Annotated in this window: 11 protein-coding genes; 6 read left to right on the plus strand and 5 right to left on the minus strand. The window is 71.3% G+C overall.

The features are described from left to right. The first annotated feature begins 81 nt into the window (after window positions 1–81). The gene (locus IE195_RS18160; protein ID WP_191273713.1) at window positions 82–1,842 is read left to right on the plus strand and encodes an SPFH domain-containing protein; all 1,761 of its coding nucleotides are present in this window, start codon (window positions 82–84) and stop codon (window positions 1,840–1,842) included. Beyond that, window positions 1,843–3,309 carry an SPFH domain-containing protein gene (locus IE195_RS18165; RefSeq protein WP_191273042.1) on the plus strand — a complete coding sequence of 489 codons (1,467 nt, stop codon included), beginning with the start codon at window positions 1,843–1,845 and terminating at the stop codon, window positions 3,307–3,309. 163 nt (window positions 3,310–3,472) lie between these two features. Here the strand turns inward: IE195_RS18165 and IE195_RS18170 are convergent, their stop codons facing one another. The 3 genes from IE195_RS18170 to IE195_RS18180 all read right to left on the minus strand — a co-directional run bounded on the left by IE195_RS18170 (window position 3,473) and on the right by IE195_RS18180 (window position 5,183). After that, window positions 3,473–3,661 (minus strand): hypothetical protein, encoded by a 189-nt coding sequence (locus tag IE195_RS18170; RefSeq protein ID WP_191273044.1) that lies wholly within the window; start codon window positions 3,659–3,661, stop codon window positions 3,473–3,475. Window positions 3,662–3,826: 165 nt separating this feature from the next. Beyond that, window positions 3,827–4,483 carry a hypothetical protein gene (locus tag IE195_RS18175; RefSeq protein WP_191273046.1) on the minus strand — a complete coding sequence of 219 codons (657 nt, stop codon included), beginning with the start codon at window positions 4,481–4,483 and terminating at the stop codon, window positions 3,827–3,829. A 73-nt stretch (window positions 4,484–4,556) separates the two neighbouring features. Next, window positions 4,557–5,183, minus strand: a complete 627-nt coding sequence (locus IE195_RS18180) for a DoxX family protein (RefSeq protein WP_191273048.1) — start codon at window positions 5,181–5,183, stop codon at window positions 4,557–4,559. Between the two features lie 185 nt (window positions 5,184–5,368). Between IE195_RS18180 and rnhB the strand changes: the two genes are divergently transcribed. From rnhB to IE195_RS18200, 4 genes are all read left to right on the plus strand, one after another. Continuing rightward, window positions 5,369–6,100 carry a ribonuclease HII gene (gene rnhB / locus IE195_RS18185; RefSeq protein ID WP_373295668.1) on the plus strand — a complete coding sequence of 244 codons (732 nt, stop codon included), beginning with the start codon at window positions 5,369–5,371 and terminating at the stop codon, window positions 6,098–6,100. A 167-nt stretch (window positions 6,101–6,267) separates the two neighbouring features. After that, window positions 6,268–8,733, plus strand: coding sequence for an AAA family ATPase (locus tag IE195_RS18190; protein WP_191273051.1), 2,466 nt, complete (start codon window positions 6,268–6,270; stop codon window positions 8,731–8,733). Between the two features lie 35 nt (window positions 8,734–8,768). After that, a complete protein-coding gene (locus IE195_RS18195) occupies window positions 8,769–9,503 on the plus strand; it encodes a nucleotidyltransferase family protein (RefSeq protein ID WP_191273053.1) in 735 nt (244 codons plus the stop codon). 46 nt (window positions 9,504–9,549) lie between these two features. Then, entirely contained in the window at window positions 9,550–10,347 is a 798-nt protein-coding gene (locus IE195_RS18200; RefSeq protein WP_191273055.1) for a tyrosine-protein phosphatase, read from the plus strand. A gap of 7 nt (window positions 10,348–10,354) precedes the next feature. On the opposite strand, the gene IE195_RS18205 is transcribed toward IE195_RS18200, so the two are convergent. Together IE195_RS18205 and IE195_RS18210 are read right to left on the minus strand one after the other, a co-directional pair. Next, window positions 10,355–11,968, minus strand: a complete 1,614-nt coding sequence (locus IE195_RS18205) for a hypothetical protein (RefSeq protein ID WP_191273717.1) — start codon at window positions 11,966–11,968, stop codon at window positions 10,355–10,357. 191 nt (window positions 11,969–12,159) lie between these two features. Next, window positions 12,160–12,447, minus strand: coding sequence for a hypothetical protein (locus tag IE195_RS18210; RefSeq protein ID WP_191273057.1), 288 nt, complete (start codon window positions 12,445–12,447; stop codon window positions 12,160–12,162). Between the last annotated feature and the right edge of the window lie 306 nt (window positions 12,448–12,753).

Below are 12,753 nucleotides of genomic sequence, written 5' to 3' on the forward strand. Positions count from 1 at the left end.
CTGTTCCGGGCCGGAACCGGCACACAGTACGCGACGTCGAAGCCCATAGTTCCGATCTTCCGTCGCAAGGAGTGCATGCCTATGTCGTTCGCGCAGACCGTGCGCGGCGCGGCCGGTGCGGTAGCCCAGGGGGGCGATCCGCGCCAGGCCGTGTCCGACGCAGTCCAACAGGCCGCGGGCCAGGCCACCGACCAGGGGTCCGGCCAGCGATCCGGTCAGAGTTCGGAGGGCGGTCTCGATCCGCGGGACTTCGTCGCGGCACGCGAACAGGGCGCCTCCGTCGACACCCGCATCGAGCAGAAGACCACCTCGCTCAGCAACGCGGGCGAGGCCCTCAACAGCAGCTACTACGAGCGCGGCAGCGGCGGCCCCGTCCACGTCATCTGCCCGATGGTCATCCCCCGGGGCCGCACCTTCGTCACCATGCTCCCGGCGATCGCCCTGGTGGTCATCGGTGTCGTCGGGTTCTCGGTCGTGTCGGCCACGGCTCTGGCCACCGGTGCGAACCCGCTGCTGAACCCGTTCTTCGGCGTCCACTACTGGGTCATCACCGCAGGTGTCAGCGCCTTCATGTGGTGGCGCCAGGGCATGGTCATGGTTCCCGAGGGCTGCCAGGCCATCGTCACCCGGTTCGGCAAGATGGAGAACCTCTTCCAACCGGGCAGGGTCACCCTGTTCAACCCCTGGAAGCGCGTTTCCTACATCGTCAACACCACGCGCGAGTACCCCTTCAACGCGCCGATCCGCTCCGCTCCCACCAAGAGCGGCGTCCAGGCCTCCGTCGACCTGTTCGTGCAGTTCAAGATCGAGAACGCCACGGACTTCGTCTACACCCTGGGCGGTGTCCCGGGCTTCCAGGAGAAGCTCAACAACGCCATCAGCGAGACCACCCGAAGCCTCATCTACGAGCAGGAGGCCTCGGCGATCTACGACATGGTCGGCGAGAGCACCCAGGTCCTCCTCGACCAGCTCAACCGGCAGTTCGGCGGCATCGTCGTCCTCACCAGTGCCAACATCACCCACGCCGAGCCCTCCAGCCAGGAGTACCGGATGGACCTGGCGGCGCCGGAGATGGTGCGGGTGGCCAAGGACGCCTACACCTTCGAGTACGAGCTCCAGCTGCGCAAGGAACAGAACGAGGGTGACCTGAACAAGGAACTCGCCACCCTCAACGAGACGCTCTCCGCGATCCAGGCCGACATCGCCCAGTACCAGGCGCAGATGGACACCGCCCTGGAGCGCGAGACCAACCGGGCACGCGCCACCGCCCGCCAGCGCTTCGTGGAGGCCGAGTCCGAGGCCAACGCCAACGCCGCGCTCCTCCAGGCCCAGGCCCTGGACATCCGCGCGGTCAGCGCCGCCGAGGCCCCGGAGATCCTCAACTACCGTTTCCGGGAGAACCTCCTGGACAAGTTGGAGGCGGTCGCCGACAGCCTTCCCCAGGTGCTGCGGATCGGTTCGGGCGACGGTGCCAGCGTCGACTACCTGCGCATCGCCCAGGAGATCATCGGCCAGACCGACGCCGCCCTGTTCTCCGACGAGGACATGTCCGCGATCCGTGAGCGCCTGGGTGAGATCAAAGCCCGTATCTCGGAGCGCGAGCAGGAGATCAACGCCCTCATCGAGGACGAGGCCGAGGAGCGTCGCCGCCCCTCCGCGGAGGACCCGGGCGAGGACCTGGTGGAGGAGATCCGCCAGTCGGTGAGCGACGACTCCATCGACGAGCGCATCTCCGACGCCGCTCCGGAGGACGAGCAGCCCCAGGCGTCCGCCCCGGACGACGCACCGCCGCCCCCGTGGTCGCAGGGCGGCTCCGAGGGCCAGAACCCGGGAGGTCAGTAGATGAGTGAGTCCTTCAACCCCGGCGGCGGCTCCAACATCAAGGAGTCCCTCGCCTCGTGGAGCGACCTCGCCGGTCTGCTGCGCGGCGGCGACCAGGGCGCGATCGTGCCGGTCGTCATCCCGCGCGACAACCGCGGCCTGCGCTGGACCGTCCTGGTCTGGTTCGGCCTGTTCGCGATCACCTCCGCGCTGATGATGTCGCTCAACGTCGCGTTCGGCGGCAGTCTGGCCGGCGTGGCCTACGGGGTCCTGGCGGTGCCGACCCTGATGGTCGGTGTGCTCAGCGTGCTGGCCGCCGGCCTGTGGTGGTGGCGCGGTTCGATCGTGGAGATCGAGGAGGGCACCACCGGCATCCTCACCAAGTACGGGGCCTTCGCCAAGAGCATCGGTCCGGGCCGCCACTACCTGTGGCACCCGTGGTCGCGTGTGGACTTCGTGGTGGACACCCGCACGGAGATCCCCTACACCGCGCCGGTCCTGGCCTGCCCGACACGTGAGAACGTGCCGCTGAAGTCGATCGAGTTCTTCCTGAAGTTCCGGATCGAGGAGCCGTACCGGTTCGTCACCGTCATCGGTGCGAGCAACTTCGACCTGGTGCTCTCCAGCGCGGTGCAGGACGCCATCCGCCAGCGCAGCCGCATGGTCAACACCGAGTCCGCCTACGACCTGCGCGGCTCGAACGTGGAGGACATGCGCAGCCTGCTCAACGCCCAGCTGCACAAGTACGGCGTGACCATCACCGGCTGCAACATCCCGGACGTGCAGCTGCCCAGCCAGTACCAGCAGCACCTGGCCACCCGGGAGCGGGTCGCCAAGGAGCTGGTCGCCTACGAGCAGGAGTGGGAGCTCACGCGCAAGCGCCGCATCGACACCCTGCTGATGGACATCGAGCGCTCCAAGAAGACCCGCGACGCCAAGATCGTCGAGGTCAACGCCTCCCTGAACAAGGCGCGCAAGGACGTCGCGCAGATGCTGGAGGAACAGGAGACCGAGGCCCAGCGGGTGCGGTACGAGATCGAGACGCGCGGTCGGGCCGACCTGGTCGCGGCCGAGAACGAGGCCAAGGCCCAGCGGCGCCTGGCCACCGCCTACCGCGACAACCGGGCGGTGCTGGAGTACGAGCTGGCCCGTCGCCGCCTGGACGTGGGCGCGGTGCTGGCCGAGCACGCGCCGCGTCCGGTCGTGGTGCAGACCGAGGGCGGCTCCGGGGACGGTTCGGCGCTGTCCACTCTGTTGACCGCGCAGCTGCTGCCGCAGGTCATGAACGGCGGGGGCAGCTCCTCCGGCCGTTCGCTGGGAGCTTCGGCGGCCCAGGAGGCCTTCGAGAACGCTCAGGGGTCGGTGGCCGCGGCCGCCGCCCGTCAGCAGCAGATGGCCGAGGAGTACCAGGGCCAGCAGGACACCGCGATGCGCCAGCAGTTCGAGCGCGGTGAGGGCTACGGCGGCGGGCAGGGCAGGCGCCGCTGACCGCTGCCGGTGCTGACCGCGGCCGGTCGCCGCAGGGCCGCGGATGAGAGGGCCCCTGCAGTCCGCCTGGTGCGGACCGCGGGGGCCCTGCGCGCGTGGGGGGCGGTCGAGGCCGCGGGTGGTGGTCGCCCGGTCGCCCGGGCCCGGTGGTCGACCTCTGGGGTCAGCCGGTGGGGGACAGGGCCGCGTAACCGGCGATGTCGATCCCGTGCCGGGCCGCGATCTCCACCAGGTCCTCGACCTCCCCGGCCTGGGCGGTGGCGAGGTCGTCGTCACCGACGGCGTGGGCGCGGCGCAGCGCGGTGATCGAATCGTGAAGGCGCAGGTGGAGGGTGAGCACGAACTCGCGCATGGGGCTTCTCCTCGGGTGGGCGACGCTGCCTTGGGGGAGAACCTCGAGGGGTGTCTCCCGGGGGATCGCCACCATCTCTACACGTCGAGGGTGAGAGTCACGTTGGAGCGGGACAGCCCCCGGCAAAGAGCCGGGTAAGAGTCCGTGGCCGGGGCGGAGGGGCGGTCAGTGGTCCACCCAGACGTACCAGTCGCCGGACACGTGCTCGTAGATCCGGGAGTCCTGACCGGGGACGAAGACGCCCACGGGGATCTCCTCGGAGCTGTACGCCAGCCCGGCGGGCTGGAACAGCCCGGCGTCCGCCACCTCGTAGTGGGTGACCCCGTCGGTCTCCGAGACGCTGCGCAGCGAGTACAGGCCGGTCCACTCCCCGTTGCGCGGGATGGTCGTGGGGTCGGCCACCTCCTCGCGCAGTTCGAGGAGTTGTTCGGCGGAGGCCTGCACCCGAAGCTGGAGGGGCACGTCGGCGACGGCCAGCCCCAGGGCGGCGAAGGCGATGAGCGGGGCGCTGATCCAGCGCAGCCAGTAGTGGCGGATCATCGGACGGGCGACGGCGAGCGCGATGCCCAGGCGCAGCGCGCCCATGCCCGCCAGGAGCAGTCCGGCGCCCAGGCCGACGAAGAACGTGGGCAGGTGCCCGGCGGGCACGCTGTCCTCGAAGAGCAGGACGAGACCGATCACCGAGCAGGCGGGGATGTAGAGCCGACCGGGCGGGCGCGAGGCCCAGCTGATCAGCCGTTGGCCCAGCGTCGGCTTCTCGGCGATCTCGATCAGCTTGGCCACGGACCCGTCGGGGGTCGGGCCGGAAGCTGAGGCGGACATGGCGTTCCCCCCACCGAATCCTGGTCGTGGCGACGCGGGTCCCGGGGCAGCCGAGGGGCTCGAACGGGCCGCGTCACAGTCGATACGGCCGTCGTGGTGCGGCCTGCCCCACAGGATAGAGCAGTGGCGGGGCGTGTTCGGGGCGCCGGGGCGAAATACCGGGGGCTTTCTCCTGTTCCGCGGATGTTGTCCGGTGGCGGACGGGACGGGGCGTCCGGGGCCGGGGCGAGACGATCAGGTAGTCCCACGACCACCGTCCGCCGCCCACCGCCATGAGTACGCAGACCGCTGTGACCAGCGCGGTCGCCCCCCAGGAGTCGAACGGGGTCAGGTGCGGGGCTCCGGCGGTGAGGCTGCCGGCCACGGCGGCCAGTGCCAGCAGCGGCCCGGTCAGCCATGTGAGCAGACCCACTGCGAAGGAGACCGAGAGCGCGACGAGCAGGGCCGGTACGAGGGGTGCCGCGAGTGCGGCGACCGGCATGCCCGCCTCGGTCAGATGCCCGGCCACCAGGTCCTCCCTGCCGCGCAGGGCCAGGCCGTACTCCGCGAACACCCAGCCCACACCCACGCGGGTGGCGGCGGAGACGACGTCGTAGAGGCGACCGCGCGGTACGCGCGGTCTCGCTCCCGGTTCGGGCCGGTGGCGCGGCGGGCGCCGTGTTGGGGTGCGCGGCCGTGTCCTCGGCGTGGTGCGCTGCATGTCCATTCCTCCCGGGCGGCCAGGCACGGCGGTTCCGACAAGCGGAAACTACCGAAAGTCATGGGTCATGACTGCTTGTCACTGTCGGTGAGTCGCGCAAAACCCGCCGGATCGGCTCCGGAGTCCTCGGGGCCGACCCCTCGGAGCGGGCCCGGGAGGTCACCGGACAGTCCTAGGGTTGGGATGTGCCGACGACGACTTCACAGACGATCCCATCGAAGAACGGCCCCGACCGCGTGAGCGGGCCGCAGCCCGCACCGACCTTCGAGGTCGAGGACGAACTCCGGGCGGCGGGCGCACGCGTGGTCGCCGGGGTGGACGAGGTGGGCCGGGGGGCCTGGGCCGGGCCGCTCCTGGTCTGCGCCGCGATCCCCGGCCGCGGCGCACCGCCCGCCGGGCTCACCGACTCCAAGCGCCTGACCCCCAAACGGCGCCGCGAGCTCGCCGTGCTGGTCGAACCCTGGGTCGCCGACCACGCCTTCGGCTGGTCCGAGGCGGCCGAGATCGACGAAGTCGGTATGACCGAGGCCCTGCACCGGGCCGCCCGTCGGGCCCTGGACGCGCTGGAGCCCCGTCCGGAGGCGGTCATCCTCGACGGCCGACACGACTTCATCGGCCGCCCCTGGAACGTGCGCACCCAGGTCAAGGGTGACCTGACCTGTGTGAGTGTGGCCGCGGCGGCGATCCTGGCCAAGGTGCGCCGCGACGCCCTCATGGCCGAGCTCGCCGAGGCGCACCCCGGCTACGGGTTCGAGAGGGCCGCGGGCTACCCCTCGCCGACGCACCGCGCCACCCTGGCCGAGGCCGGGCCCACCCCACAGCACCGGATGAGCTGGGCCTACCTCGACGACCTGCCCCGATGGAGGCATCTGCGCAGGGTCCGCCCCGCACCCGGAGGCCAGATCCCGCTGCTGTGAACCGGGGCGGCCCGCGACACGCCGCCCCGCACTGGACATCCGGCCCCGCTTGGGGCAAGGCTGTTCCTTGTCCACGGCCGCGTCCCGGGTTCCGGTCCCCTCCGGCCCCGTCCGACCTCCTCCGGCCCCGGGCCGACCACGTGACCCCCACGCAGGAAGGTGCATGGATGACGCGCGAGATGCGTTCCACCGCCGCCGCGCAGCCGGAACGCGCCTCGGGGGTGGACCGCCTGCGCGCCGTCTACCGCGGGGTCCCCCTCGGCAGGCGTCTGGTGGCCGCCCTGGTCGTGCTCACGGTGGTCGCCGTCGTCGCCTTCGTGCTGAGCCTTCCCGTGCTCACCGTGCTGGTCGGCACCCTCCTGCTGCTGGCGGCCTTCTCGGCGCTGATGCGCTCGCTCGACGCCCTCCTCACCGTGCTGGTGTCGGTCGTGTGGCTGCTCATCGCCGTCCCCCTCTTCCAGATCCCCCTGCTCGGGGAGCCGGTCGTCCTGCTGGTCCTGCCCCTGCCCCCGCTCGTGGTGCTGGCGGCGAGCCGGGCCCGGGAGTTCCCCGCCTGGCACACCGCCCTGCTCTCGCTGACGGCGGGACTCATCGCCGGGTTCTCCGTCGCCCTGCTCGGGATGGTCGTCGAGCCCGTCCCGGCCGGGGCCGGGATCGCAGCCCTCTACGTCGCCGCCGGCGCCTGCCTGCTGTGGCGTCTGGCCGCCTCCGGCCAGGTGGCCAGGGAGAGCCGGGACAACGACGAGAAGAGGCGGAACAGCGCCTCCGGACCCCGTCCCGGGCAGGAGGGCGGCCCCGGTCAGGAGGGCGGGCCCCGCCCCCAGCGCGGCCGTGCCTCCCAGGCGCCCCGCCGGGGTGAGTCGGCCGGGGACGGAACCGGTGACGAGGAGGAGCCCGTCCCCGTCGACCAGGCCCTGGCCGAGCTGGAGAACATGATCGGACTCGACCCGGTCAAGCAGCAGGTCCGCGGGATCGCCGCCTCCATCGAAGCCGCCCGGCTGCGCGCCGACGCCGGTCTCTCCGTCGAACGCCCCCTGCGCCACCTGGTCTTCTCCGGGCCGCCCGGCACCGGCAAGACCAGTGTCGCCCGCACACTCGCCACGATCTTCCACTCCTTCGGCCTCCTGCCCACGTCCCGGGTGGTGGAGGCCCAGCGCGCCGACCTCGTGGGCGAGTACCTGGGCGCCACCGCCATCAAGACCAACGAGCTCATCGACGGAGCCCTGGGCGGGGTGCTGTTCGTCGACGAGGCGTACTCGCTGGTCAACGAGGGCGACGGCCAGGCGGACCGGTTCGGTAACGAGGCGGTCCAGACCCTGCTCAAACGGGCCGAGGACGACCGCGGCCAGCTGGTGATCGTGCTGGCCGGATACGAGAAGGAAATGGACGCCTTCCTGGCCTCCAACCCCGGTCTGGCCTCCCGTTTCGCCACCCGTATCAGCTTCCCCAGCTACTCCTCCGCCGAGCTGTTCCGGATCGCCGAGGCGCTCGTCGCCCAGCGCGGGGACTTCCTCGACCCGGACGCGGCGCGCACCCTCCGGCGCAGGTTCGACCAGACCGTCCAGCGCGAGGCCGTGGACGAACTCGGCAACGGCCGTTTCGCCCGCTCCGTCGTCGAGAAGGCCTCCCAGGCCCGCGACGTCCGTGTGGTCACCTCCGGGGCGGGCGGGGACGAACCGGCGCTCCGGCCCAGTGCGGACGACCTCGTCACGGTATGCGCCGCCGACGTCGAAACCGCCTACACCGAACTCACCTCCCGCCTGCCCGGTTTCGGGGAGTCACCGGGCCTGGAGGAGGCGATGGCCGAACTCGACGGCATGATCGGTCTGGAACCCGTCAAGGAACAGGTGCGCTCCCTGGTCGCCCAACTGCGGGTGGCCCGGCTGCGCGAGGAGCAGGGACTGCCGCACCAGCCGCCGATGCGCCACTTCGTCTTCACGGGCCCGCCCGGTACCGGCAAGACCACGGTCGCCCGCGTGCTCGGGCGCGTCTTCTCCGCCCTGGGCATGCTGGGCCGCGCCGAGGTGGTGGAGGCCCAGCGCGCCGACCTGGTAGGCGAGCACCTCGGCGCGACCGCCGTCAAGACCAACCGGCTGATCGACCGCGCCCTGGGCGGGGTGCTGTTCGTCGACGAGGCCTACTCCCTGGTCAACCCGGGGTACAGCGGCGGCGACGCGTTCGGTGCCGAAGCCATCCAGACCCTGCTCAAACGGGCCGAGGACGACCGGGACAGGCTGGTGGTGGTCCTGGCGGGCTACACCGACGAGATGGACCGCTTCCTGGCCTCGAACGCCGGGCTGTCCTCCCGCTTCAACGTGCGGGTGCGGTTCCCCTCCTACAGCCCGGGCGAACTGTCCGAGATCGCGGACACGGTGGCGGCCCGCACCGGGGACGCCTTCGACGACACCGCGCGCCAGGACCTGCACAGCATCTTCACCCACGTGTGCGGGACCGGGTGGATCGACGAACTGGGCAACGGCCGCTTCGCCCGCTCCCTCTACGAGGGGGCCTGCTCCCATCGCGACCTGAGGGTCTCCCAGGAGGTGGGGGAGGCGGCCACCGCCACCGATCTGACCGTCATCACCAGCGAGGACGTGCGAAAGGCGTACGCCGAAGCCACCCAGCAGAGCTAGGATCCCCCGCCTCCCGTGCTGCTACTGTCCGGTATATGACCGCTTCACCCTCATCCAACGAGTCCCCCGTCACGCAGGCGCTGATCCTCGCTGGTGGACAGGCCACCCGGTTGCGGCCCTACACCGACACCCGCCCCAAGGCGATGGTGGAGGTGGCCGGGCGTCCCATCATCGACTACCAGCTGGAGTGGCTGGCCTCGCACGGAGTCGAGCAGGTCGTCGTCTCCTGCGGTTACAAGGCCGAGGTCCTGCGCGAACACCTCGAAGCGCGTCAGGGCGGCCCCGAGATCACGCTGCTGGTCGAGGACGAACCGCTGGGCCGCGGCGGTGCCCTGCGCTACGCCGCCACCGGGCTGCGCGACCCCCGAGCCCCCTACTTCGCACTCAACGGCGACGTTCTCACCTGGTTCTCCCTGAAGGAGCTGACCGAGCACCACCGGGCCAAGGGCGGCCTCGGCACCCTGGCCCTGTCCCAGTTCCGCACCACCTGGGGCATCGTCGACGTCGACGGCGACGACCGGATCGAGGGCTTCACGCAGAGCCCCCTGCTGCCGGTGTGGATCAACGCGGGCGTCTACCTGTTCGAGCCGGGCCTGACCCCGCTCCTGCCGGCCCGGGGCGACCACGAGTCCTCGACCTTCCCCGAGCTGGCCAAGGAGGGGAAGCTGTCCGCCTACCGCATCGAGGGGTTCTGGCGCGGGGTCGACACCGCCAAGGACGTCAAGGAGGCGGGAGCCGAGATCGAGGCCATCCGGGAGGCCTCCGGCTGAGTGTTCACCCGGAGGCCGGACCGGGTGGTGACGGGGTACCGGGGCGGTGGGTATCGTCGCCGTCGTGACGAATGACGGCTTCCTCCTCCCCAGTGCCCCCAACTTCCGCGACCTCGGCGGCCACCGCACGAGGGAAGGCCGCACCGTGCGCGACGGCCTCCTCTACCGGTCCGACGCCCTGCACAGCATCTCCGAGCAGGACCGTGCCGCCTACGACGGCTTCGGTATCCGCCAGTTGATCGACCTGCGCACCCACCACGAGCGGGACCGCCTCCCCGACCTGGTCCCCGAGGGCGCGGAGTACGCCGCGGTCGGGGTGCAGAACGCCGAGGCGCCCGGGGCCAACTTCGTCGACCTGCTCGCCGACCGGGAGCGGGCCCGCAAGGCGTTCGGGAACGGCGCCGCCGAGCGTTTCATGTTCGGCGTCTACCGTGATCTGGTCACCGAGGACGAGGCCCTGGACGGCTACCGCGACCTGGTCGAACGCGCCGCCAAGGGCCCGACCGCCCTGGTCTTCCACTGCAGCGCGGGCAAGGACCGCACCGGCTGGGGCGCGGCGCTGCTGCTCACCCTGCTCGGTGTGGACCGCGGGGCCGTCACCGCGGACTACCTCACCAGCAACGAGCGCCAGGCCAACACCGACCACTGGATGCGTCAGCTGTCCCGGCACAGCGGCCTGCCCTGGGAGGACGTCGAGCCGATGACCCGGGTCCGCGCCGAGTACCTCGACAGCGCCTTCGGCCACGTGGACGAGGTGTACGGGTCGTTCGACAACTACGTGGTCGACGGCCTGAAGCTCTCCGGCGGGACCCTGGAGAGCCTCCGCGAGCGACTGCTCGTGTGACCTTCGCCTACAGCGCGTCCAGTCTCCGGCGCAGGTCGCTCTCGCTGGAGGCGGAGTACAGCGTTTCGACCAGGGCGGCCAGCACCGTGGGACGGTCCGCGCCCCGGTCGAGCATCCTCCGGGCCGCCGCCCACAGGTTCGCGGGGCGCCCGTCCCACAGGCGTTTGGCCAGGCGCTCGTGGCGGTCCAGTTCCTCCTCCCGGCCCGGGTCCCTTCCGGTCACCGGCCGGTACCAGCGGTCCTGGCCGGTCGAGTGGTGCCGACCGCTGTGCGGGGTGGCCGCCTCGTACTCGCCGTAGTGGTCCAGCCGCAGCAGTGCCCGCCGACCTCTGGACGTGGCCGGGTCGAACTCCTCCGGCGCCCCCGTCACGAGTTCACTGGCCAGGAGCGGGAACGCGAACATCCTCCGGGCCAGCGAAGCGAAGTCGCCGTCCGGCAGCAGCCGCCGCACCGCGTCCTGTCGCAGTCCGAGGGGGCGTGCCGGGTCGCGGTAGGTCTTGGCGAAGGCCGAGGTGGCCTCCCACAGGGCGTCGAGCGTCGCCCCCACCGCGACCTCGGGAAGCCGGGTCCGGGCCCCGGCCCAGCGCACCCATGCGGCGAGGACGTGCGGCATGGCCTCCTGCTCCTCGGGCAGCAGCACCACCCGGCCGGGCAGCCAGTGCAGCAGGAACGACTCCACCTTGCGCGGGCTGACCCGCATCGGGCGCCCGCTGTCCACGTCGCAGCCGTGCGTGATGATGTGGTCCGCGCACCGGCTCGCCGCATAGGAGTCCGACAGCTCGGCGGCCTGGTCCGAGGCGAGGAACCGGGCGGCCAGCACCGCGCGCCGGTCGCGCCGCCAGACGGGGACGGGGGAGTCCGGGACACCCCTGGGCGGGCGGGGGAGCCGCTGGACCCGGGACGCGGCCAACGCGAAGTGCGCGGCCAGCGAACCGCCGGTCAGGTCGGCCGAGGCGATGCCCACCGGTTCCACCGTGGGACCGGCGGAGGGGTCGGCCGCGGCCCCGGTGACCACGCGTTCGGTGCGCTCCAGGGCGCGGGTGAGCAGGGACCGGGCCTCGCTCAGCTCCAGTTGCTCGAAGCGGGCGAAGCCGTCGGCGCGGGCCTGTTCCCGGCACTGCTCCAGGAGCAGGTCGACCTTGGTCGTCACCCAGGCGTCGCGCAGCAGGCCGCCGCTGTTGTGGTCCACGACCAGGATGAGGGCGTGCTCGGGCGGCAGGGCGCCGGTGCTGTCGGGGGCGTCCCGGCTGAACACGCACACCACGTCGTCGGTGTCGCCGAACCGGTCACCGTTGACGTACACGGACACCGGGGTCACCGCGCCCAGCTGGGAGGCCCAGGCCGGGGCCTGCAGCCCTCGCTCCCGCAGGGCGATCATCCCCTGTTCGGCCAGTTCCCGCTGTGAGGCCGAGGTGCCCAGGGCGGTGATGGCGGCCAGCACGCCCAGGCCCGCGGGTTTTCCGGCGGCGGTGGCGTGCGTGATGAGCCCTTCGCCGAGCAGGCGTTCGACGTCGACCCCGGGCAGCCGTTCGCCCCACCAGGAGCCGAGGAGTTCGCTGAAGGCCAGTTCGGCGTCGAGCGGGTGCCGCATGGCGAGCAGGGCTCTGGCCGCGCGCAGCATCTCCTCGAAGGCGGCGGCGGGGACGTCGGGGCCTGTGGGTGAGGGCGAAGAGGAGGGCACGGTCCGAGCGTATGCCAGTTGGAACCGGTGGTGATCCCGCCTGTGCACGGCGCAGCCCAGCGGTCCGGGGGCAGCCCGAAGCCGGGCACGGCGCCTACGGGGCCCGTACCCGGCTTCGGGACGCCCCCGGGTCAGCGCGGTTCGGGAACCGCTCGGTGGCCGGTGAACAGTGTGGTGCCAGGGTGGCGGGTGGCCTTCCTGACGGCTTGTGAGGGCGGCACGGAGTTCACCATGGCCTCGAGGTGTTCGCGGGCGACCCGCTCTACGAGGTGTGGAGTGACCGTGATGCCCAGGTGTTCGACGCAGTTCCAGGTATCGCTGACACAGCGCTCGACGCAGCGGTGGGACAGACCGCTGAACTCGTCGTGAAGTCTCGCCGAGATCTGCCTGAGATCCTGGACCGGGAAGGTCTGGAGCATTCTTGCTCACACCCCTAGCTGAAGATGGCCTGGACGGTGACCTCCACCCATTTCACTTGTTCTGGCTGGACTGTCAACCCCTCCTGCGGCACGCTGTTGATAAAACATGGGGGAGGTGCCGTTTACCCTGGTTGCTTTGTCCTCGCAGGTCAGCGAGGCGAAAAGGACGTTTCGGGCATATAACAGTCCTGTTTCGAAGAGTTCTCTGTAAACCGTCCGCCCCCGGCCATCGCTGGTAATTATGGGAAAACACGCCCGCAAAACCCCCGGTCGGCTGTGGGGGGAGGGTTCGGTGGCCTAGCATTT

Origin of the sequence: Nocardiopsis terrae (assembly GCF_014651695.1) — a bacterium.
Classification (GTDB): domain Bacteria; phylum Actinomycetota; class Actinomycetes; order Streptosporangiales; family Streptosporangiaceae; genus Nocardiopsis; species Nocardiopsis terrae.

Coding starts and splice junctions, on each gene's coding strand:
- IE195_RS18195 (WP_191273053.1), top strand. CDS start 8,769: ATGACCGCTTCACCCTCATCCAACGAGTCCCCCGTCACGCAGGCGCTG.
- IE195_RS18180 (WP_191273048.1), bottom strand. CDS start 5,183: ATGCAGCGCACCACGCCGAGGACACGGCCGCGCACCCCAACACGGCGC.
- IE195_RS18160 (WP_191273713.1), top strand. CDS start 82: ATGTCGTTCGCGCAGACCGTGCGCGGCGCGGCCGGTGCGGTAGCCCAG.
- IE195_RS18205 (WP_191273717.1), bottom strand. CDS start 11,968: ATGCTGCGCGCGGCCAGAGCCCTGCTCGCCATGCGGCACCCGCTCGAC.
- IE195_RS18190 (WP_191273051.1), top strand. CDS start 6,268: ATGACGCGCGAGATGCGTTCCACCGCCGCCGCGCAGCCGGAACGCGCC.
- IE195_RS18165 (WP_191273042.1), top strand. CDS start 1,843: ATGAGTGAGTCCTTCAACCCCGGCGGCGGCTCCAACATCAAGGAGTCC.
- IE195_RS18170 (WP_191273044.1), bottom strand. CDS start 3,661: ATGCGCGAGTTCGTGCTCACCCTCCACCTGCGCCTTCACGATTCGATC.
- IE195_RS18210 (WP_191273057.1), bottom strand. CDS start 12,447: ATGCTCCAGACCTTCCCGGTCCAGGATCTCAGGCAGATCTCGGCGAGA.
- IE195_RS18175 (WP_191273046.1), bottom strand. CDS start 4,483: ATGTCCGCCTCAGCTTCCGGCCCGACCCCCGACGGGTCCGTGGCCAAG.